13 protein-coding genes and 1 pseudogene are annotated in these 23595 nt (G+C 39.0%); all 14 read left to right on the top strand.

Annotated features, from left to right (window positions below; translation table 11 throughout):
* The first annotated feature begins 3 nt into the window (after nucleotides 1–3).
* Nucleotides 4–612: a LysR family transcriptional regulator gene (locus LC605_RS10195; RefSeq protein ID WP_229547435.1), complete on the top strand. Its 609-nt coding sequence runs from the start codon at nucleotides 4–6 to the stop codon at nucleotides 610–612.
* The gene (locus LC605_RS10200) at nucleotides 605–1327 is read left to right on the top strand and encodes a cupin domain-containing protein (protein WP_229547436.1); all 723 of its coding nucleotides are present in this window, start codon (nucleotides 605–607) and stop codon (nucleotides 1325–1327) included. The genes LC605_RS10195 and LC605_RS10200 overlap by 8 nt, the downstream gene beginning before the upstream one ends.
* Before the next feature lie 10 nt (nucleotides 1328–1337).
* Nucleotides 1338–2132: an SDR family oxidoreductase gene (locus LC605_RS10205; RefSeq protein ID WP_229547437.1), complete on the top strand. Its 795-nt coding sequence runs from the start codon at nucleotides 1338–1340 to the stop codon at nucleotides 2130–2132.
* Between the two features lie 107 nt (nucleotides 2133–2239).
* Nucleotides 2240–7126 (top strand): non-ribosomal peptide synthetase, encoded by a 4887-nt coding sequence (locus LC605_RS10210; protein ID WP_229547438.1) that lies wholly within the window; start codon nucleotides 2240–2242, stop codon nucleotides 7124–7126.
* Nucleotides 7127–7160: 34 nt separating this feature from the next.
* A complete protein-coding gene (gene cysC / locus LC605_RS10215) occupies nucleotides 7161–7736 on the top strand; it encodes an adenylyl-sulfate kinase (RefSeq protein ID WP_229547439.1) in 576 nt (191 codons plus the stop codon).
* A gap of 29 nt (nucleotides 7737–7765) precedes the next feature.
* Complete coding sequence (locus LC605_RS10220; RefSeq protein WP_229547447.1) at nucleotides 7766–8935, top strand: aldo/keto reductase; 1170 nt, start codon at nucleotides 7766–7768, stop codon at nucleotides 8933–8935.
* Nucleotides 8936–8954: 19 nt separating this feature from the next.
* Nucleotides 8955–10766 carry an ABC transporter substrate-binding protein gene (locus LC605_RS10225; protein ID WP_229547440.1) on the top strand — a complete coding sequence of 604 codons (1812 nt, stop codon included), beginning with the start codon at nucleotides 8955–8957 and terminating at the stop codon, nucleotides 10764–10766.
* A 69-nt stretch (nucleotides 10767–10835) separates the two neighbouring features.
* A complete protein-coding gene (locus LC605_RS10230) occupies nucleotides 10836–12074 on the top strand; it encodes a glycosyltransferase family 4 protein (protein WP_229547441.1) in 1239 nt (412 codons plus the stop codon).
* A gap of 148 nt (nucleotides 12075–12222) precedes the next feature.
* Nucleotides 12223–13200: a hypothetical protein gene (locus LC605_RS10235; RefSeq protein WP_229547442.1), complete on the top strand. Its 978-nt coding sequence runs from the start codon at nucleotides 12223–12225 to the stop codon at nucleotides 13198–13200.
* Nucleotides 13201–13292: 92 nt separating this feature from the next.
* Nucleotides 13293–18122, top strand: coding sequence for a non-ribosomal peptide synthetase (locus tag LC605_RS10240; protein ID WP_229547443.1), 4830 nt, complete (start codon nucleotides 13293–13295; stop codon nucleotides 18120–18122).
* Between the two features lie 526 nt (nucleotides 18123–18648).
* Entirely contained in the window at nucleotides 18649–20040 is a 1392-nt protein-coding gene (locus tag LC605_RS10245; protein ID WP_229547444.1) for an MFS transporter, read from the top strand.
* 265 nt (nucleotides 20041–20305) lie between these two features.
* Entirely contained in the window at nucleotides 20306–22336 is a 2031-nt protein-coding gene (locus LC605_RS10250) for an ABC transporter ATP-binding protein/permease (RefSeq protein WP_229547445.1), read from the top strand.
* 209 nt (nucleotides 22337–22545) lie between these two features.
* Nucleotides 22546–22971: a hypothetical protein gene (locus LC605_RS10255; RefSeq protein ID WP_229547446.1), complete on the top strand. Its 426-nt coding sequence runs from the start codon at nucleotides 22546–22548 to the stop codon at nucleotides 22969–22971.
* Nucleotides 22968–23595: pseudogene (locus LC605_RS10260) on the top strand (hypothetical protein); the annotation flags it as partial. The gene LC605_RS10255 and the pseudogene LC605_RS10260, both read left to right, overlap by 4 nt.

The raw sequence follows: 23595 nt of genomic DNA on the forward strand, positions 1-23595 counted from the left end.
ACTATGCTGGAATTTCAAATTGAATTTAAACCTCGTATCCCTCCTTCAAAAAATTTAGTCATAGGTACTTTGGGGCCTATTGCTACTAGTAGTGACTACGCTGCCAAGCATATAACTAACCAACTGCTTTCAGAGCAATTTACTGCATCAACTCAGTTGTTTGATACTTTTATAGATGTCAAAGAAGCCTTGCTACAAGACAAAGTAGATATGGCTTTAGTACCTCATGCTTACGACCGAATTAATGAGTTTTATATGGAGCCAAGTTTTGATCTAGGCTTCATTTTTATATTTCCTACTCCAGTTTATGGATTGGCTAAGAAAAAAAATAAAGACGTAGTTTTCAACGGTTCTAGAATTGTTACCCATCAGGCTCCTCTACCTTTGTTAACAAAACTCTTGCCAGATTCTCAAGATCAAACACAAATAGAAGTGGATTTGTCTCCTTCTACGAGCGATTCAGCAATTCAGGTAATGCAGGGTTTAGCCGATTTCGCTATTACTAATGAGAATGCTGTGAAAGCGTACGATTTAGAATTTATTTCAATCTATGGAAACATCCGTATGAGTTGGTCGATTTTTCAGAAAAAATTAACAGAAAGTTATGTCTAAATATTTTCCCCAGCCAAAAATTATAAACATTAATTCAGATGTAGAGTTAATCGCATTTCAATGTCAAGATACAGTTGTGCAATTAGCTTCTATTCCACCAGGAGCTACTTTTGAATTACATCGACATCCTGAAAGTCAAATTGGAATGCAAATCGCGGGGCGTTTAGAAATTAACATCAACGGGACTAAAGAAATTCTTGAACCCCTTGGGCAGGTTTATGTAGCTGGTTCCAATGTTCTTCATGGTTCTATAAACCCTTTCTCAGAAACAGCATTAGCGTTTGATGTGAAACGCATTACCAATTCTGACGAAGCTGAAGAGGCTATTCTGAAAGTTACAGCAACTAAAGCTGAAATTACAGGTTTCGATTGCCGATCTGTTGTTGGTTCTTGGTTTGAGATTATTATTACCAAAATTCCTCCCAAAGGAATAATACCAATTCGCCAATCGGCTAATGAAATAATGGCAATAGTCCTGAATGATAAATTGACGATCGCAGTGGCAGAAGAACAGCAGCAGTTAAAATATGGTAGTGTTTATTATGCCCCTGCTAATGTTCTTTATGGAGGATATAATTCTTCTGATCAGACAGTATCTTTGATTGAAATTTTGATTAAACCTCACTCTAACTTCTCAGCCAAAGATGCTTTTTCAAAAACAGATGTAGTGCGATCGCCCAAGGCGGCGGCTTCCGCATCGCTAGCTACTTCATAAAGGAATAATCATGGATTTAGGATTAACAAATAAAGTAGCTTTAGTGACAGGAGCAAGTGCTGGTATAGGTTATAGCGTTGCCCAAAAGCTGGCAGCAGAAGGTTGTCAGCTAATAATTTGTGGGAGAAATTCTGAGCGATTAGAACAAGCTTATCAAGGTTTGATTGGTTCTCAAGCAAAAATTATCGCCATTTGTGCTGATGTGCAAAATGCAAGTAGTTCTCAAAAGTTAGTCCAAGAAGCTCTCAGCCAATTTGGAAAAATTGATATCTTGGTTAATAATTCTGAGGGGGCAACATTTTCTAATGAAGCAGTAGAAAATATATCTGATGAAGATTGGTCGGCTGTCTTTGAAGGCAAGTTAATGGGCTATATTCGCATGACGAATTTAGTGCTACCGACGATGAAAAATCAGCAATGGGGACGCATTATCAATATTGTTGGAACATCAGGAAAAGAACCTTCTAGTCGTCTTGTAAAATCGGGGGTGGGAAATGCTGCATTAATCAATTTTACTAAAACTGTTGCCACGCAAGTTGCTAAGTGGAATGTTTTAGTTACCTGTGTAAATCCTGGTCTGATTGATACTCCAAGGCATAGAGAATATTTAGAAGTATTCGCTCAAGAGGAGGGTCAGACTGTTGATTCAATTATCGAAGGAACCAATAAGATGATTCCTCTTGGTCGTCGCGGTGTTTCTAGTGAGGTTGCTAATTTGGTTGCTTTTCTAGCGTCAGAATGTGCTAGCTATATTACAGGTGTTACTATTCCCGTAGATGGCGGATTGTCAACGTCTGCTTTTTAATAATTACTTTTTTAAACGAACCGCTACTTTTTTAAACGAACCGCAAAGGACGCAAAGAGCGCAAAGAAAAGAGAGAAAATTCCATAATTAATATCATATAAAAAACAATGGTAATTGCAAAAAAAGAAAGTAAAAATAAAGATATTGAATCTATCTATCCCCTTTCACCTACACAGGAGGGCATACTCTTTCATGCTCTCTATGAGCCGGAATCAACAATCTATTTTGAGCAGTTTCAATTAACTATTCATGGCAATTTAGATCCAGGTATATTTGAGCGAGCTTGGCAACTTTTGGTAGAGCGACACTCGGCTTTGCGGACTCTTTTTGTTTGGAAGAATCGCAAACAATCAGTTCAGGTGGTGCGTAAAGAAGTAAGTTTGCCTTGGTCTAATTTAGACTGGCGGATGTTTTCTAAACAAGAGCAAGAAACACGTCTCAATTCTTTCTTAGATTCAGATAGAAAACAAGGTTTTGAACTTGACAAAGCTCCATTAATGCGCTTTGCTTTAATTTGGGTAGCCGATGAAATTTATGAGTTTGTCTGGAGTTTTCATCACTTGCTGCTTGATGGCTGGAGTTGGCCGATTATCTTCAAAGAATTGTTTGCTTTATATGAGTCTATAAAGAACGGTCAACAATTATATTTAGCTCCCAGTCGCCCTTACCGGGATTATATTAATTGGTTGCAACAGCAAGATTTGGCTAGAGCAAAGGCGTTCTGGCAACAAAATCTTGAGGGTTTTACTGCACCTACGCCTTTGATAGTTGAACGAGCCATCGGGCAGAGTTCTCACCAACAGCAAAATATTGAGGTGCGATCGCAGCATTTATCAACCGAGACGACAACTACCTTAAAATCTTTTGCCCAACAACATCATCTGACCCTTGCCACCCTAATACAAGCAGCTTGGGGGCTGTTACTAAGTCGCTACAGTGGTGAGTCTGATGTAGTTTTTGGCACTACTGTATCTGGTCGCCCTGCTAGTTTATCTGGTGTGGAGTCGATGGTGGGGTTGTTTATTAATACTTTACCCGCACGGTTGAAAATCCCTGATCAAACCGATTTGTTAAGCTGGCTACAATTGTTGCAACAAGAGTATATGGAGCGAGAGCAGTATTCATACACTCCACTGGTGGATATTCAAGCCGTGAGTAAAGTTCCTCGTACTCAACTTTTGTTTGAAAGCATTGTTGTATTTGAAAATTATCCTGTAAATGTAACGTTGCAGCAACTCCCTGGAAACTTGAAAATAGCGGAACTGCAAGATAGGGGGCAAACCAATTATCCCTTGACAGTGGTGGCAATTCCTGGCGAGGAAATGACCGTAAAAATTTGCTACGATCGCGATCGCTTTGATGCAGACATTATTGATCGCATGGCTGGTCATTTCCTCACCCTGTTGGAGGGAATTACCGTCAATCCTCATCGCACCCCAGGCGAGTTACCGCTACTAACTCCAGCAGAACAAGATTTGCTTTTAGTCGAGTGGAATGCTACCTCAGCAGCGCATCCCATCAATCGTTGCATCCATCAATTATTTGAGGAGCAAGTAAAAAAAACACCCCAAGCTTTGGCGGTGGTATATGAAAACCAACAATTGACATATCAGGAGTTAAATCAGCAAGCTAATCAAATCGCCCACTACTTGCAACGCTTGGGTGTAAAACCAGATGTCCCAGTGGGTATTTGTGTGGAGCGATCGCTAGCAGCTGCTAGCGCCATCTTAGGAACTCTCAAGGCTGGGGGAGTTTGCGTTCCCCTCGATCCTACCTATCCGCCAGAGCGTTTAGCCTTCATGCTCAACGATTCTCAAGCACCAGTCGTCTTAACTCAAACACGTTGGAAGTCATTACTTAATGGCAACTTTGCTCATCGTCTAATTGTGTTAGATGAAGATAGGGACGAAATCGCCAAAGAATCTGAGAGTAATCTGCAAGTTGAAGTAGCAGCTGATAATTTAGCTTACATCATATATACCTCTGGCTCTACCGGCACTCCTAAAGGCACTCTTGTTCCCCAGCGATCGCTCACCAATTTAATAGAACACCATCAGGCAAAAATGTCCACAGGTGTTGGTGTGCTTCAGTTTGCTTCCCTGAGTTTTGATGTCAGCTATCACGAAATATCTGTGGCGTGGGGCTTCGGAGGGACGCTGTATATCATTCCTGAATGCGATCGCAAAGATTTAGATAAATTAATCCACTTACTTGGCAACAATCCAATTGGTAAAGTTTTTCTGCCAGTTAGCCTTTGGCAGCAATTAGCAGAAATATACACAGAGCAATCACATTTATTTCAAAATATTCGGGAAGCGATCGCTTGTGGCGAACAACTCCAAATTACTCAGCCGATGATTAAGCTGTTTAAGCGTCTGGAAAATTGTACACTCTACAATTTCTATGGCCCCACAGAAGCAGACTTAGTTACAGCTTATACTTTTAGCCAAAAACCAGATGAATGGCCGATTTATCCTCCCATTGGTAAAGCTGCTGTCAATGTGCAAGTTTATCTGTTAGACAGCAACCTTCAACCCGTGCCGATTGGCGTTCCTGGTGAACTCTACGTGAGTGGTGATGGTTTGGCTCGTGGCTACCTCAACCGTGCAGATTTGACCAATCAAAAATTTCTCCCTAATCCGTTTCAGGAGGCAGGAGGCACGAGGCAGGAGGCAGGAGGCGGAAGACTTTATAAAACTGGTGACTTAGCTCGATACCTACCAGATGGTAATATCGAGTTTTTGGGACGCATAGATGATTTAGTAAAAATTCGGGGCTTTCGCGTTGAACTTGGAGAAGTTGAAGCCGTTCTGAGCAAACATCCTCAAATTAACCAAGCAGTAGCTAAAGTACATGGAAAAAGTGCCAGGGAAAAATATTTAGTGGCTTACTTTGTTCCAATTCCGGGAGAGACAATCACAGTCGAACAACTGCGGACTTTTTTGACTGAGCAATTGCCAGATTATATGATTCCATCAGCTTTTGTCGAAATGGAATCGTTCCCGCTCACACCCAATGGAAAGGTAAACCGTCGCGCTCTACCAGAACCGACAACTAGCCGACCGGAATTAGGTCAAACTTTTGTTCAGCCGCGTACTCCCACCGAAGAAATCTTAGCTGGGATTTGGAGAGATGTTTTAGGGTTAGAACAAGTTGGCATTTACGATAACTTCTTTGATTTGGGGGGACATTCTTTACTAGCAACTCAGGTTATTGCTTTAACGCGCAAAGCATTTGGGATAGAATTACCACTATTGAGTTTATTTGAGTCTCCCGCGATCGCACCTTTAGCCCAAAAAATTGCCACAGCTAAAGCGCCAGACAGGCAGGAGTTATCTCTAAAACGGTTGCCTTCCCAAGATGAGCCAATACCAATTTCTTTAACCCAGCTAGAACTGTGGTTTTTTGACCAATTTTATCCAGGGAATTCCATCTATAACCTGCCTTTGGTCTATCGCATCACAGGTGCGCTTAACGAGACAGCATTAGAGGAGAGTTTAAGAGAAATTGTCCGCCGACATGAGACATTGCGATCGACTTTTCAGGTTAACAATGGACAAGTCGTTTATGCTGTTGTTAACGATCCTGTCTTTGATTTTTCAGTAATTGATCTCCAGCACCTAAGCGAAACTGAGCGCGAAGCTCAAGCCACACAACAGGCTGAACAGGAAATTAAGCATCCTTTCGATTTGGCACGAGGCCCTTTATTACGCAGCAAGCTTTGGCGTTTGAATGAACAAGAGTATCTATTCGTTGCCGTTACCCACCATATTGTTGCTGACGGTTGGTCTTTTAGTGTCCTAACCCAAGAACTGGCAAAAGTTTACGAAGCCTTCTGTGAGGGTAAGCCGTCGCCTCTGACTGAGTTACCGATCAAATATACCGACTTTGCTCAATGGCAGAGGCAGTGGTTACAAGGACAAGTCTTAGAGTCTCAGCTTCAGTTTTGGAAAAAGCATTTAGGCACTAGTCCGCCAATATTGAAGCTACCATGCGATCGCCCACGTCCACCAGCGCGAACCTTTAAAAGTGCAGGTCAATCGGTAGTTCTCTCCAATAAATTAACCGATGCACTCAAGGCGCTAAGTCAACAGGAAGGCGTAACCCTGTTTATGACTTTATTGGCAGCATTCCAGACATTACTCTTCTCTTATACAAGACAGGAAGAGATCATTGTCAGCAGCGCCCTTGCCAATCGCACCAGAGTGGAAACTGAGGGACTGATTGGTTTTTTTGTCAATTTACTGCCATTTTGTACCAACTTAGAAGGAAACCCCAGCTTTCGGGAACTACTTGTCCGAGTGCGTGAGGTAGCCTTGGGTGTTTACGCTCATCAAGAAATGCCCTTAATCAAGCTAATAGAAGAACTCCAGCCAGTGAGAGATCCCAGTTACACATTAATAAATCAAGTAATGTTTGTCTTTCAAAATACTCCAGGGGATAATTTAGAATTTGCCAATCTCACTTTGAAAGAGCAGTTTATTGCTAGAGATACAAAAGATACCGCAGAGTTTGATTTAGAATTAACCCTCGAAGAAACATCAACAGGTATTGAAGGTTTGCTTGGATACAGAACAGATTTATTTGAAGCTGCCACTATTACCAAGATGGTCGAGAATTTTCAGACCTTGCTGGAAAAAATAACGACCAATTATAAGCAACGTCTGGCGGAACTTATTTTAATATCTGAACCCCCAAGTTTGCCCACTCAAACTGTTGTATCCCCAATATCGAAGGATTTTGTTAGACCTCAAAATTCTATCGAAGAAGTTGTGTTAACTATCTGGAAGGAAATTTTAGGGCTAGAGCAGATTAGCACTCAAGACAACTTTTTTGAAATTGGAGGACATTCTTCTCAAACTCTTGAAGTTATATGCAAACTACAATCAGCTTTTCAAGTAGAACTTCCCTTAGTCTACCTGTTTGAGAAACCTACTGTAGTTCGGCTAGCAGAAGCCATCCAATATCGATTAAACAGTCAAAACGCTTTTTAGACTAGTAGTTTAATAAAATTATAGAGGTAAAGTGGTGGTAGAAAAACAGCGTGGTGTAACAATATGGTTAACTGGTTTGAGTGGTGCTGGTAAAACTACTATCTGCCAATTTTTGGATACAAAATTGCGATCGCATGAATATCAAATTGAAGTACTTGACGGCGATGTAGTACGCCAAAATTTAAGTAAGGGGCTAACTTTCAGCAAGGAAGATCGAAACGAGAATATTCGGAGAATTGGTTTTGTAGCTCACCTGCTAACTAGAAATAATATCATTGTACTGGTTTCGGTTATCTCACCATATCGAGTAATTCGAGAAGAATTAAAAGCACAGATTGGAGATTTTATTGAAGTATACGTCAATGCACCACTAGAAGTTTGCGAACAGCGAGATGTTAAAGGTTTGTACAAAAAAGCCAGAGTTGGTGAAATCACAAATTTCACTGGAATTGATAATTTATACGAAATACCTCTTAACCCTGATGTTGAATGCAAAACTGATCAAGAAAGTATTGCCGAAAGTGCAAATAAAATTTTAAATAAGTTAGAAGAGTTAGGGTACATCAATCCTCTATTATTGCCACAATTTCACAATTACTCGCGGATATAATGAATCGCTCCAATAAAAACACATTTATGATGCAATATCGTAGATTTGGGCGTACAGGATTGCCAATGCCAGTCTTTTCCTGTGGCGGAATGCGCTACGTCTATACTGAGTATAAGGAGCTGACTCAAGAACAAATTCCTGATGAAAATCAACAGAATCTAGAAGCCACTATTCGCCGTTCTTTTGAAGTTGGCATCAATCACATCGAAACTGCGCGAATGTATGGGACTTCTGAAATGCAATTAGGAGCTATTTTACCTAAATTGCCTAGAGAAAAAATTATTGTCCAGACTAAGGTTACTCCTACATCTGACTCTGAAGACTTCCGCCGTTTGTGTGAGAAATCTTTGGCTTTATTAAAGCTAGATTACATTGACTTATTAACACTGCATGGCATTAATAATTATCAACATCTCGAAGATAGCATTCGTCCCAATGGCTGTCTTGATGTAGCGCGACAGTTGCAAGCTAAGGGTAAGGTAAAGTTTATTGGCTTTTCTACCCACGCTCCGACAGACTTAATTATCAAAACCATTGAAACCAATCAATTTGATTATGTCAATCTCCACTGGTACTACATTAATCAATTCAATTGGCCCGCCATTGAAGCCGCTAAACATCATGACATGGGTGTATTTATCATTAGCCCATCAGATAAAGGTGGTATGCTTTATAAGCCTCCACAAAAGTTATTAGACTTGTGCCATCCTCTTAGCCCGATGGTGTTTAACGATCTGTTTTGTTTGAGCCATCCTCAAGTACATACTCTCAGCTTGGGCGCATCTAAACCATCAGATTTTGATGAACACTTGAAGGTTATAGAACTTTTAGAGCAAGCGAATGAAATTTTACCGCCAATTTTAAACCGTTTAGAAAAAGCAGCGATCGCCTCACTCGGAAAAGACTGGTATTGTAACTGGCACATTGGTTTACCCACCTATAAACAAACCCCTGGTGAGATTAATATTCCAGTTATTTTATGGTTACGAAATTTAGCGATCGCTTTTGATATGTTTGAATATGCTACAAGGCGTTACAACCACTTAAATACTGCCGATCCCTGGTTTCCTGGCTTAACAGCAGAACGAGTTAGAGAATTTGATTTAAGCAATTGCTTGCGTTATAGTCCTCATGCTGACAAAATACCAGCTTTATTAGAAGATACTCATAGATTGTTATCTCAACCTAGTCAAGAATAAATTGCGGAGTGGTTTGGCGATGTTGGATTATAAGTTATTAAAAATTAATAAGAAATATACTTTAATTCGTCATCGTTGGCTAGTAATTTTATTGGCTTTGATAACTGCGATGTCTACGACGGGCTTCGCCTACGCCATAATTATCTATCATCAAATTAACTTAAAAATCCAAGCAAAACCAATATCTGAAATTATTGTCCCTTTCCCAACTGAACCCACAACTTTCAATCCAGCTTTAATTGTAGAATCGGCTTATATTTTAAATTATACTTATGAAGGGCTAGTTAAAGAAAATGCTCGTGGAGAAATTGAACCTAATCTAGCCAAATCGTGGCAAACTTCCAAAGATAATAAACAAGTAATTTATACCCTCAGAAAAGGGCTAAAATGGTCAGATGGAAAACCACTAACGGCTGAAGATGTCGTTTTTACCTACAATGAAATTTACCGTAATCCAGACATTCCTACTTACGCTAAAGACTTTTTTGTAATTGGTAAAAATCGTACCTTACCTACTGTGCGAAAGCTTGATAATTTGCGAGTTGAATTTACATTACCTGAACCATTTGCTCCATTTATTCGGGCTACAAAACTCGAAATTTTACCAGCCCATATTTTTCGGGAAAGCGTCAAAACAAAAGAGCAGGAAGGCAGACCTAAATTTATGTCTACTTGGGGGACTGATACTCCCCCAGAAAATATTATTGTCAACGGCCCTTATACAATAGAATCTTATACTCCGAGCCAGCGAATAATTTTCCGCAAAAATCCTTATTACTGGCGTAAAGATATTCAAGGCAATTCACAACCCTATATCGAGCGTGTGATTGGGCAAATTATTCCTAATCAAGATACTTCTTTAATCCAATTTCGTTCTGGAGGATTAGATTACATCAACGTCAATACTAATTATTTTTCATTATTAAAACATGAAGAAAGCAAAGGAAAGTTTACTATCTATAATGGCGGTCTTTTCGTCGGGTCAACTGCTATTACTTTTAATCTCAATAAAGGCAGTAGGAATGGTCAAGCACTGGTCGATCCTATAAAATCTCGTTGGTTCAATACAGTAGAATTTAGACAAGCAGTTGCCTATGGAATTGACCGCCAACAAATACTCAACAATATCTATCAAGGATTGGGTAAACTGCAAAATTCGCCGATTGCTGTACAGAGCAAGTATTATTATCCTGTCCAAACTGTCTATGAGTACAATCTTCAAAAAGCAAAAAAATTACTTCTAAAAGCAGGTTTTAAATACAACAATCAAGGTCAGCTATTAGACGAGCAAGGAAATATTGTACGCTTTAGCCTAATGACGAATAGTACCAATAATGCATTGCAGGCGATGGGAGTACACATAAAACAAAATTTGAGTAATCTTGGCATAACTGTTGATTTTAATCCCGTAGCTGCTAGCATTTTCATCAACAAATTGACTCAAACTTTCGATTGGGAGTGTCAATTACTTGAGGTTGCTGTCGGTCAAGAACCAAATGATTGGGCTAATGTTTGGTTGCCTGAAGCTGGTTGGCACTTTTTTAATCAAGAATCTCAAGCAGGACAAACGCCGATAATAGGGCGACAGGTTGCAGATTGGGAACGAAAAATTGGTAATTTATACATTCAGGCAGCCTCTGAGGTGGATGAAGCAAAGCGTAAAGCTATCTATGTAGAAACTCAACAAATTACTCAGGAGTATTTGCCATTTATTTATCTAGTTAACCCTTTCTCAATGATGGCAGTACGAAATCGTATCCAAGGTATTGAACACTCTGCCCTAATAGGAACATTTTGGAACTCTTATAACTTGAAACTGACTGAAGATTAGCTGATTTTAACCCGTCTAAATTATCGATTTTAGAATAAGCATTCAAAATATTAAATAAGGACGAAAAACATGAAAATTGCCTTTTTTGATTATCCTTGGACTGTTGCAGAGCCACCTACCGTTGGGTCGCTATGTCTATATTCTTATCAAATGGGACGTTATTTAGCTCGTTCTCATGAAGTTATTTTCTATGGTTCAAAAGCCCCACAGCATCAAGAATTAGAATACTACGAAGAAGGAATTCTTTATCGAAGAATTCCAAAGAGCTTTATCGATCGGCTATTAGAACCATTGAATTTACTTGATAATTGGCAAATATCTAATCCTCAACGACCAATTTTTGCTTCTAGATTATATTATTTAGGATATTATTTGCAGATTGCTAGAGATATACAGTTGCAGCAATGTGATGTTGTCCATATGCACCTTGTTTCTCAATTTGTTCCTCTCATCCGAGCATTTAATCCTAAAGCCAAAATTGTTTTACACATGAATACCGAGTGGTTGACACAGCTTGATTCAGTGATGATTGAACGACAAATTAAGCAAGTCGATCTGGTCATTGGATGTAGCGATTACGTTACTAATAAAATCCACAAAAGCTTTCCTAAGATTAAGTGTCAAACTATTTTTAATGGTGTAGACGTTAATATTTTTTCTCCGAATACTAAAAATAACCAAATAAAAGCAAATAAAATTAAACAATTACTGTTTATTGGTAGAATCTCACCAGAAAAAGGAGTGCATATCTTATTAAAAGCCTTCAATAAAGTGATATTAAATTATCCTAATGTACAACTGAAAATAATCGGGCCCGAAAATGCTATATTACCTTGGGGAATGATGAATAGAGAAGACCCCAATGTATTAAAACTAACTCCTTTTTATAAAGAAAACTATGGTTCGCAACTGCGGAAGATAATTTCTGCAAACGCTGTCAATTCAGTATTTTTTGTGGGAACAGTCGAAAATTTTAAGTTAATTGAACATTATGAACAAAGTGATATTTTTATCTTCCCATCTGTTTGGAACGAGCCATTTGGAATACCAATTATCGAAGCAATGGCTATGGAATTGCCTGTTATTGCTACTTATAGCGGTGCTTTTCCAGAACTTGTGCAGCAAAGAAAGACAGGTTTTTTAGTGGAGAGAAATGATCCCGATGCTCTAGCTGAGGCAATCCTGTGCTTACTCGAAGATGAAAATCTCAGCAAAGCAATGGGAAAAGCTGGACGACAACGAGCGGTTGAAAAATTTTCTTGGGATCGCTTGAGTGAAAGTCTATTTGATCGGTACAAACAAATTTAAAATTTGGGAGAACACAATTGATGAAAAATAATTTATGTTAGTATTAACATCAACCTTTTGTCTACTTTCAGTTTGAATTTTAGCGTGGGATTACTCACAATCATAAATTCTTGCCTTTTCAATAAATAAACCCTACAGATTAGATAAAATGACAACTATTTACTTACATATTGGTATGCCTAAAACCGGGACAACTTCCCTACAAAAAGTATTATTTAATAACCGAGATAAACTTTTAGAAAATGGATATTTATATCCCTTGTCTGGTATACGTCATAATGCCAAAGAAATAGAAGATCGCTATTGTCATAATCTTTTAGCTCTATTTTTTCTTGATTTTAAAGAAAAAGATGATTTACTTTCACAGTTTTCGACTTGGGAAGGTCTTAAAACCGAAATAGATTCTATTAATCCTAAAAATGTGATAATTTCGGCAGAGGCTTTTACTTTTTATGATGTCTTTTATAAACCTGAAACAATTGCTAAAGTCAAAGATTTCTTAAACAATTATGAAATCAAGATCGTTATTTATCTAAGAAAACAAGATGATTTTTTAGAATCTTGTTATCGTTACATGGTTAATATAGGAGCATGTAGAGTAGACATCAAAGAATTTTATAATGAATATAAACATATGTTTAATTATTATCAAATACTAGAAAATTGGGCAGATATATTTGGATATCAAAATATTATTGTTAGACAATTTGACAAAAAAAATATGAAAAATAATATTTTTGATGATTTTTTAAAAGCCATTAATCTATTAGAGAATAAAGCTTCTTTTGAAATTGATTGTATTGAAAAAATTAATGTATCTCCTTCAGCCAGAATGACGAAAATAATTTTGCATTTAAATAGTTTTAATGAGATAGTTATAGAAAAATTTGTCAATAAATTTTATGATAATTACTGGCGAAGATATCAAGATTTTTTAAGATATTTTGTCAACGATAGAATCATATGCAAAATAATCTCAAATATACCTACATTTTTAGTAAATGATCTGCTTGTATTGCCAGAAGAAAAGCAGAAATTTATGCAGCAATTTGAGCAATCAAATAGTAAGTTAGCTATCAAGTATTTGGGTCATAAAGATGGAAAATTATTTGCCAATAAGTTATAATTAATATTTATGATTTTAATTTTTAGTTGTAACATTTATGTAGAGTATTTTATTTATGAATTGCTATCAGCCCTGTAAAATTATGGCTGAAAATGAAATATCTGTATGATATGAGCAAGCTGCAACTACTTAAAAACAAAAACGTTGAATCTATTTATCTTCTTTCTCCCATGCAACAAGGTATGCTTTTTCATACCCTGTATGAGCCAGAATCAGGAGTCTACTTCGAGCAATTCTGTTTAACTATCTCCGGCAATTTAGATATTGCAGTGCTTCAGCAAGCCTGTCAGCAAGTAGTGAAGCGTCATCAAATTCTGCGTACTCTGATAGTTTGGGAAAAACAAGAAAAGCCGCTTCAAGTAGTATGTAAACAAATAGATTTACCTTGGCAAAATTATGATTGGCGTTCTTTATCTACTCAAGAACAACAAGAGCGCTTAGAAGCTTTTTTACAAACAGATCGACTTCAAGGTTTTATTCTTGACAAAGCGCCACTCATGCGCTTCACTTTATTTCAAATTGCCGATAATACTTACGAATTTATTTGGAGTTTTCATCACTTATTAATTGATGGCTGGAGTTGGCCAATTCTCTTTAAAGAAGTGCTTGCTTTTTATCATGCCTTAGTTAAAGGCAAATATTTATATTTAAATAACCCCCGCCCTTATCGAGATTATATAAATTGGTTACAACAACAAGATTTAAGAGCAGCAGAAATCTTTTGGCAACAACAACTCCAAGGCTTTACTAAGCCTACCTCTTTGCTAGTAAATAAAGGTGAGGCACATTCTCAACAATCAAAAACCTACCACGAGCAGCACTGCTGTTTATCGGCAACTACAACTGCTGCTTTACAGTCCCAAGCACAGCAGTATCATCTAACACTTTCAACTTTCGTCCAAGCTGCTTGGGCAATTTTACTCAGTCGCTACACTGATGAGTCTGAGGTAGTATTTGGAGCAACTGTGTCCGGTCGTCCTCCCACTTTATCGGGGGTGGAATCTATGGTGGGACTATTTATTAATACTCTACCAGTCACGGTGAAAGTACCACCAGCAACTCCTTTATGGCAATGGCTGAGGGAATTGCAGGCTCAACAGGTAGAGCGATCGCACTATTCTTGGTGTCCATTAGTACAAATCAAGGCTCTCAGCGAAATTCCTCCAGAACAGCCTTTGTTTGAAAGTATTGTAGTGTTTGAAAACTACCCGCAAGATACATCTTTATTCAATTTAAATGGCAGCATTCAAATCACTCAACGCCGAGTCATCGAACAAACCAATTATCCACTAACAGCGATCGCTGTACCAGGACAAGAGTTATCCCTACGCATTCTTTATGATGGTAGCCGCTTTGATGGCGAAACGATTCACCGGATGATGGGACATCTTGTGACTTTGTTAGAGGGTATGGTCACTAACATTGAGCAGATGGTAGGAGAAATACCTATGCTAACTGCTAGCGAACAACGCCAAATCTTAGTATGGAATGATACCCAAATAGATTATCCTGACAAATGTATCGCTCAGTTGTTTGAAGAACAGGTGGAACAGACACCGGATGCAGTAGCAGTCTCATTCCAATCCCAACAACTGACTTACCAGCAGTTAAATTGTCAGGCTAACAAGTTAGCGCACCATCTACAAAAACTTGGGGTAAAACCAGAAGTGCGGGTAGGGATTTGCGTTGAGCGTTCTTTATCGATGGTAGTAGGATTGTTGGCAATCCTCAAAGCTGGTGGTGCTTACGTACCTTTAGATCCGCGATCGCCTCAAGAACGCTTGAATTATATATTAAGTGATTCTCAAGCGTCGGTGTTGCTAACAGATTCGTCAATTCCCTTATCTGGGCAATTATTAACAGTAGTTTGTTTAGATACATCGGATTTCTGCCAAAACAGCGAGGAAAATCCTGTTAGTAAAGTAACACCAGAGAACTTGGCTTATGTGATTTATACTTCAGGCTCAACCGGCAAACCCAAAGGTGTAGCTATGAGTCACCGTTCTCTGGTTAACCTTTTATATTGGCAAATGGAAGAAAGTGCTTGCTGTCGTGCCAAAACCTTGCAATTTGCTTCTATCAGTTTCGATGTCTCTTTTCAAGAAATCTTTTCTACCTGGTGTGACGGCGGAACCTTAGTTTTAATCACCGAAGAAGTACAGAAGGATGGGTTCGCATTATTACAGTTAATTGCACAAGAAAAGGTGGAAAGACTATTTTTACCCTTTGTCGCCCTTCAGCAGTTAGCCAATGCCGCCTCTATTGCTCAATGCTATCCTGCATCTTTGCGTCAGATTATGACGGCAGGAGAACAATTACAAATTACTCCTGTTTTAGTCAACTTTTTTAGGGAGCTTCCTAGTTGTACGCTGCAAAATCAGTACGGCCCAACGGAGAGCCATGTAGTAACAAGTTTTACTTTAAAAAATGCTGCAAGCAGTTGGTCGCCACTTCCGCCCATTGGTCGTCCCATTGCCAACACGCAAATTTACATCCTAGATAAGTATTTACAGCCCTTACCTGTTGGAGTTCCTGGAGAACTGTATATTGGCGGCGTTGCGATCGCTAGAAATTATGTTAATTCGCCTCAATTGACTGCTCTTAAATTTATTCCTCACCCCTTCCGAAGAGGCAGGGGAGCAGGGGGCAGCACTTCGGCTACGCTCAGTGATCAGGAGCGGGGGGCAGAGGAGCAGGGGAGCCAAGAAAATAACTCTCCACTTCTTACTCAGCACTCAGCACGGGCTAAACGCCCCGCTTCCGCTAACAGCACTCAGCACTTATATAAAACAGGCGATCGCGCTCTATATTTACCTGATGGCAACATTGAATTTCTCGGTAGAATTGACAATCAAGTGAAGGTGCGGGGCTTTCGCATTGAACTGGGGGAAATTGAAACCGTACTCGCCGCGCATCCACAGGTAAAAGAAGCAGTAGTTATTGCCAGAGAAGACCAACCAGGAAACAAGCGTCTCGTCGCCTACATTGTTCCCAAACAGCACCTAGACACCAGCGAACTGCTTTGTTACCTCAAACAAAAGCTACCAGAATATATGCTGCCTTCTGCTTTCGTGAAGTTGCTAGATGCTCTACCTCTAACCCCCAGTGGCAAGACAGACCGCCGCGCTTTACCAGCACCTTCGAGTAGGGAACGTAATATCTCTACAGACTTAATCCCACCTCGTACTGCTACCCAAGAGGTTCTGACAGAAATCTGGAGCGATGTTTTAGGACTAGAACAAGTTGGTATCCACGACAATTTCTTTGCATTGGGAGGGCATTCCCTATCAGCAATGCAAGTCATTGCTCGGTTGCGAGAAACCTTCAAAGTTGAGTTACCCATAAGCTGTCTGTTTGATTACCCGACAGTAGTCGAGCTAGATCGGCAGATTTCAGAATACTGCCAAAAAGAGGCAGGGGAGCAGGGGAGCAGGGAGCAGGGAGCAGGAGAAGAAGTTATTTTCCTATCTTCCTCATCTCCCTCATCTTCCTTATCCCTCTTTGCCCCTCTGCCCTCTTGTCAAAATGAGTTGACTCCATCGCTCAAACCAGTACCCCAGAACACAAAAGAGTTGCCAATCTCTTTGACTCAGCTTGAGTTTTGGATATTAGCTCAATTGCATCCGGGCATTCCCATCTATAACATTCCCTTGGCGTATCGCTTGACGGGTTTACTCAACGTAACTGCTCTGACGCAAAGCCTTGTTGAAATTGTCCGTCGTCACGAAGCTTTGCGAACTACTTTTGCTATTACGGATAGACAAGTGGTTCAGAAAATTGCCAAAGAGCCTATTTTACCATTTTCAGTAGTAGACTTGCGAAAACTTTCTCACTCTAAAACTGAGCGAAAGGCTTTAGCTCAAAGATTTGTAAATGAGGAAAAAAATCAGCCTTTCGATCTAGAACAAAGCCCATTGTTACGCGTTAAGCTGTTACGGCTCTCTGATGCCGAGCATTTACTCATAGTAACTATCCATCATCTGGTTTTTGATGGTTGGTCTGTGGGTGTGTTTTCAGAGGAGCTAACAAAATTATACGCAGCATTTTGTCATGGTCAGCCCTCACCGCTTCCCGATTTACCTATCCAATATGCTGACTTTGCCCTTTGGCAACAGCAGTGGGTTACTAGTCCTGCTTTCGTATCTAAGCTTGACTACTGGAAACAGCAACTAAGCAATAGCACACTTTTACTACAGCTTCCTAGCGATCGCCCGCGCTTACCAATAAGAACTTTTCAAGGTGCAAGTCAAACTTTCACCATTCCTAAAAGCCTAACAAATACTCTCTTAAATTTGAGCCAACAGCATAATGTAACTCTATTCGTAACTCTGCTAACAGCCTTCAAAATAGTACTGTTCTATTACACTGGACAGTCAGATATTATTGTCGGCACTCCTTTTGCCAATCGCCAGCAGGTGGAAAATAAAGAACTTATTGGCTGCTTCATTAACATGCTACCAATACGTACATACCTGGGGGGCAATCCAAGTCTGAGTGAGTTGCTGTATCAGGTGCGTGGATGTTTTTTAGCAGCCTGCGATCGCCAGCAAATTCCTTTCGTAAAGTTAGTAGAAGCACTACAGCCAAAACGAGAACCAAGCCATTCTTTGTTATATCAAGTGATGTTTAACTTTTTGCCTCCATCAGATTTAAAACTGACAAATTTGACTGTTCGTTCCTGGTCAATTGAAACTAATACAGCAGAATTTGATTGGGATATTTATCTTCAACAAACAACATTAGGAAGCATTGAAGGGAAATGGTGCTACAAAATCGATTTGTTTGATGCTACTACTATTAGCCGTGTGGTTACTCAGTTTCTAGTGTTGCTTGAGCTGCTAATTACTAATCCCGAATACCGGCTGAGTGACCTTTCCTTATTATTTCGACGGCATAATTCTCAATGCCGTGCAATTTCATAATTCGTAATTCGTAATGACACTCCTGCGTCGCTAACGCTGCGCTAACGTAATTCGTAATTTAAAATTAGCAAGAATTTTATGATTTATATCTGTTACTTAATTTTGGAGGTATAAGAGAGTGTTTGAAAAGTTGTTGGTCGTGATGTTAAGCACTAGTTGATCCCCCCTAGTCCCCCTTAAAAAGGGGGGAAAACTTCTCAAAGTCCCCCTTTTTAAGGGGGACTTAGGGGGATCTAAAACGTTTTGCTACCAACAATAGGACTTTTCAAACATGCTCTAACCTCGACTTTATCCATTTTTTGCCAACGCTCAACTTGACGCTGAAACCTCTGTGCTACGGTAGTTCTACTTTTTCGATTTCACCGATAATCAGTGACATGGAAAAAGTTTTTGCCAAAAAGCTAGGCTTTGGTCATATCAAGAGAGCCAAGTTCTTAATTTTGGATAAAGTCGAGCTAACAAGTAGTTTTTCAAAAATACAGTGTTCGGATTTGGACAGTAAAAAGTTAGAAAATACCAGATTATTATGTCAGACGTACAGATTATAGAAAAAACAAGATTGACTGTTTTACGGGAAATGCAGCTATTTATAGTTGTTTGGCTAGGACAGTTGATTGCCCTGATTGGTTCGAGTACCACTGCCTTTGCTTTAGATATCTGGGTTTACGATCGCACTGGTTCAGTCACTCAGTTTGCTTTAGTTACCCTGTTCAATACTCTACCACTAATCTTAATTTCCCCAATCGCCGGGCCTTTAGTAGATAGGTGGGATCGTCGAAAGACAATGATTATTGCTGATGTCTTGGCGTGTTTGGGAACAGTTGCGATCGGCGTTTTATTTGTCATAGGTCGGTTGGAAGTTTGGCATATTTACCTAGCCAATACCTTCACTGCTGTTTTCATGGTTTTTCACACACCTGCTTATACAGCATCAACAGTCTTACTAGTGCCGAAACAGCACCTCAATCGTGCCAATGGGTTGATGAGTCTGATGTATGGCATTTCCCTAATCATTGCACCAACTCTCGGAGGTGTTCTACTAAGCATTGTTCATCTCCAATGGATTATTTTGCTTCACGTAACCAGTGTGTTGATTGCTGTTGTCTCCCTAATGCTGGTTCGGTTTCCACAAGTCAACATGAGTGCTGTTGCAACTGCAAAAAGTTCATTCCTAAGTGAAGCAACTTACGGATTTACATATTTGACCACTCGACCCGGACTGCTAGGACTAGTTTTATTCTCAGCTTCCAGTCTTTATCTTGTAGGAGGTATTAATGTTATCACTGTGCCACTAGTGTTAAATTTCGCTTCAGTAAGCGTTCTGGGAACTATTCTTTCACTATTCGGTATTGCTATTTTAGTCGGCGGCTTGCTCGTGAGCATTTGGGGAGGATTAGAACGCAATATATATGCAATATACGGGTGTATGCTTTTGAATGGTGTATTTATTATCGTCGCTGGTTTGCAACCCTTTCTTGTCATCTTCACTGTTAGCATCTTCTTATTCTCCCTGACACAACCGATCATTTCTAGTTCTACGCAAGCTGTCATGCAAAAAAAAGTAGAACCTAGTGTGCAAGGTAGAGTTTTTGCGATCAAAGGAGCGATTGAAGCGGCTGCTTTACCTCTAGGCTACATCACGATTGGGCCGCTAGCCGAGAAGGTTTTTGAACCCTTAATGGCTACTGACGGTTCTTTAGCGGGAAGCATCGGACAAATCATCGGTGTTGGGTCAGGTCGTGGTATGGAACTTCTACTAATTATTATGGGAGTCTTGACCATTTTAGAAAGCTCTATTGCCTACTTGTACCCTCGCCTACGATTTGTGGAAGATGAACTTCCTAATGTTAGTAATGCAGTGGCGATCGCTGCTGATACAGCTTCTAGCAAGAATGACACAGTTTCTTTGGTATCCTAAATTTGGCGTTGCATAGTGGTAGTTAATTAAAGACTCTACTAGTACTCTGCCAATCAATTTTCCTTGTTAAATCAACTTTTAGAATCTCTCTTTTCCTCTTTCTCTGTGTTCTCTGCGCCTCTGCGGTTCGTTCCTTTACTTATCAAAATTGGGTCGCTAGAGTACTAGTTTCCAACTATTATTTTATTTTTTTAATTTTCTATTTTTAAAAATAAATAATTGTGAATTTAGCTGCTAAGAAAAGATATTCATTTGATTTTAGAATATGCCAACCAAAGTTTCTCACACTCAATCCTTAATAAACGATCCTTCTCCTCCGGGTTTTAATAAATTTTGGGAGAATGTAAGAGCGATCGCCGGGCCTTACTGGTATCCAACAGAGTCTAAAGAAAGAGTATTTTCGGACGTAATTCGGACATGGGGGATGCTCATTCTTCTAGTTTTATTAATAATCGCGTTGGTAGGCATAACTGCCTTTAATAGTTTCGTTACTCGCTACATAACAGATGTTATTGAAGAGAAAGATTATCCTAACTTTATTAAGACAATAGTGCTTTTCAGCGCTGCTCTTATCTGCATAACACTCTTAAGCGGATTTTCTAAATTTGTCAGAAAAAAAATTGCTCTTGATTGGTACAGATGGTTAAATAATCACACACTATCAAAATATTTGAGCAATCGTGCCTATTATAAAATCAACTTTAGATCCGATGTTGATAACCCAGATCAAAGAATATCTCAAGAAATAGAACCCATTACCAGTAATGCTCTCTCGTTTTCAGCTACTTTCCTAGAAAAAGTGCTGGAAATGACGACTTTTTTGGTAATTCTTTGGTCAATCTCCCAATTTATCGCAACTGTTCTGGTTGTTTATACAGTCATTGGTAATTTGATTGCTATTTACTTAGCTCAACAATTAAATAAAATTAATCAAGAAGAACTAGAATTTAAAGCAGAATACAATTATTGTCTGACTCATGTCCGCGACCACACTGAATCGATAGCTTTTTTTCAGGGAGAAAACCAAGAGTCTAATATAATTCAACGAAGATTTAGTAATCTCCTAAAAAATGTCGAACGCAAAATTAATTGGGAGAGAAATCAGGATTTTTTTGACGGAGGATATAAAGCTGCTATTCAAATATTCCCATATCTGGTACTTGCACCTATATATATGAGTGGTCAAGCTGATTTCGGAGAAGTTGTCCAAGCCAGTATAGCTTGTAATCAGTTTGCCAATGCTATAGCAACATTAATTAGGGAATTTGGAAATTCTGGACGGTTTTCTAGTTATGTTGAGCGTTTATCTGAATTTTCAGATGCGTTAGAAGCAGTTAACAAACAACCAGAGAATGTCAGTACGATTAAAACAATAGAAGAAAACCGTTTTGCTTTCGAGAATGTCACCTTACAAACGCCCAACTATGAACAGGTAATCGTTGAAGACTTGTCACTTTCTGTTCAACCAGGCGAAGGCTTATTAATTATAGGACCGAGTGGTCGAGGTAAAAGTTCTCTGTTGAGGGCGATCGCAGGTTTATGGAATGCGGGAACTGGTCGTTTGGTACGACCTCCTTTAGAAGAAGTCTTATTCTTACCCCAACGTCCTTATATCATCTTGGGAACTTTACGCGAACAATTACTTTATCCGAATACGAATCGTCAAATGACCGATGCAGAACTCAAAGACGTTTTGCAACAAGTAAACCTGCAAAACTTACTCAGTCGAGTTGAAGGCTTTGATACAGAAGTCCCTTGGGAAAGTATATTGTCGTTGGGAGAACAACAACGCCTAGCATTCGCCCGACTGTTAGTTACCGATCCTAGCTTTACTATATTAGATGAAGCAACCAGTGCTTTAGATTTGAATAATGAATGTAATTTATACCAACAATTACAAGAGACAAAAACAACGTTTATAAGTGTTGGACATCGAGAAAGTTTGTTTAATTATCATCAATGGGTTTTAGAACTCTCACAAGATTCTAGTTGGCAACTTTTAACTGTGCAGGATTACCGACTGCAAAAAGCAAAAGAACTTGTCACTAATTCTCCCAAAAATACTGAAATCACAATAGATGTTTTACCCGATAACGAATCCCAAAGTCAACCAGAAATATCGACGGAGATAAGCACAATTGTAGGACTGTCTCACCAAGAGATTCAGAGATTAACAGACTCCAAGATTAACACTATCAGAAGCAAGGCTAGCCTTGGCAAGTCCATTACTACTAAAGATGGCTTTACCTACCGCTATGACAAAGACCCAAAGGTGTTGAAATGGGTAAGAACTTAAAGAAGTCGGAAGTCGGAAGTCAGAAGGACGCTCGCGGACTCGCTACCGCTACGCTAACGGAAGCACAGTTTTGTAATGGGGACTTTTAGTTTGGCAAATGCACTTATTCTTTTCTCGTGTAAAAAGTTGTCACTCAACTTTCCGATGATTTCATCGCATATTTGTTAATAATGGGAAAAATTAGAACTAAAGCTAATTCAAGAATAAATATGAGTAATAGTAAGCATTCCGATTTAGAAATAGAACTTTTACTTTTAGGAAAATGGCGTTTTAATACTGATTCAGAAAAAATTACTATTGAATTTAAAGATGATATGACTTATGAACAAACCAAAATTCAAACATTGCTTTTCTCTAAACCTAAAGAACTTATAACAGGTAATAAATTTACTGGAGTATGGTATGTAAGTCAAAAGAAATTGTATTTAAATGTTAAAAAACTGCCAAAATCATTTTTGAATTTCCATATCCCACTAGCTTTTAAGATTTCTATTGGAGATATGGTAGCTACTTTAAGTTCTGTGTTTACACCAGAAAATTATGAAGTCATGAGAATTAATAGTTCTAAATTTCTCATAAAGGATAAAGAGCAATCAATTATGGGGACAAAAATAAATAATACTAAGAAGTACTAGAAGCTTTATTAACTCCAGCAGTTTTTGCACAACAAAAGTATTATAAGCAGTTAGGATGTCGAGACAGGATTCTGAATTTATCGTTAATGGTGGCAGCAGTATTAACGTTATTGTGGCGACAAGTTCCTGGCGTTCAGGAGTTAAATCGTTTGTTAGCACGAGAAGGTTTTTTATGGTGTCAAGTCACCAAAGTTGCCCAACAATCACTCTTCAGTTTGGTTTTTAGTTTTTCCTTCGGAATTATTTGAACGAGTCTTTAAAGATTTACTACCTCAATTACAACTGAATTGGCAACAACGGCTTCAGCGACCATTAGCAGATAGTGTTAAATTTACACTCTGTAATTTTGAACGAATTTGGATTGCTGATGGCTCAACGCTAGAAGCCTTATTCCGTAAGCTAAAAAGCCTGGAAGACTTGAAAACAGGGCAACTAGCAGGTAAAATTTGTACAGTTATTGACTTAGTTACTCGTTTTGGCTATTTTATGCAGTATTAGTGGATTTAGCAGACGCGGTTGCTGACGAATTATCTCTACCGTTTGACCGCATTTCTTTAGAAATGATTTTTCGTGGTTTGTACCATTTTAGTGTTGCCTATGATAAAGGCACAGCCGAAGACCCTA

This window comes from Nostoc sp. CHAB 5836 (genome assembly GCF_020829445.1).
Lineage (GTDB): Bacteria > Cyanobacteriota > Cyanobacteriia > Cyanobacteriales > Nostocaceae > Nostoc.

What these genes read in the sequence shown, in the direction of transcription:
- LC605_RS10235 (WP_229547442.1), top strand. Translation starts at nt 12,223, where the DNA reads ATGACAACTATTTACTTACATATTGGTATGCCTAAAACCGGGACAACT.
- LC605_RS10230 (WP_229547441.1), top strand. Translation starts at nt 10,836, where the DNA reads ATGAAAATTGCCTTTTTTGATTATCCTTGGACTGTTGCAGAGCCACCT.
- LC605_RS10200 (WP_229547436.1), top strand. Translation starts at nt 605, where the DNA reads ATGTCTAAATATTTTCCCCAGCCAAAAATTATAAACATTAATTCAGAT.
- LC605_RS10205 (WP_229547437.1), top strand. Translation starts at nt 1,338, where the DNA reads ATGGATTTAGGATTAACAAATAAAGTAGCTTTAGTGACAGGAGCAAGT.
- LC605_RS10220 (WP_229547447.1), top strand. Translation starts at nt 7,766, where the DNA reads ATGCAATATCGTAGATTTGGGCGTACAGGATTGCCAATGCCAGTCTTT.
- LC605_RS10195 (WP_229547435.1), top strand. Translation starts at nt 4, where the DNA reads ATGCTGGAATTTCAAATTGAATTTAAACCTCGTATCCCTCCTTCAAAA.
- LC605_RS10245 (WP_229547444.1), top strand. Translation starts at nt 18,649, where the DNA reads ATGTCAGACGTACAGATTATAGAAAAAACAAGATTGACTGTTTTACGG.
- LC605_RS10225 (WP_229547440.1), top strand. Translation starts at nt 8,955, where the DNA reads ATGTTGGATTATAAGTTATTAAAAATTAATAAGAAATATACTTTAATT.
- LC605_RS10255 (WP_229547446.1), top strand. Translation starts at nt 22,546, where the DNA reads ATGAGTAATAGTAAGCATTCCGATTTAGAAATAGAACTTTTACTTTTA.
- LC605_RS10250 (WP_229547445.1), top strand. Translation starts at nt 20,306, where the DNA reads ATGCCAACCAAAGTTTCTCACACTCAATCCTTAATAAACGATCCTTCT.
- LC605_RS10240 (WP_229547443.1), top strand. Translation starts at nt 13,293, where the DNA reads ATGAAATATCTGTATGATATGAGCAAGCTGCAACTACTTAAAAACAAA.
- LC605_RS10210 (WP_229547438.1), top strand. Translation starts at nt 2,240, where the DNA reads ATGGTAATTGCAAAAAAAGAAAGTAAAAATAAAGATATTGAATCTATC.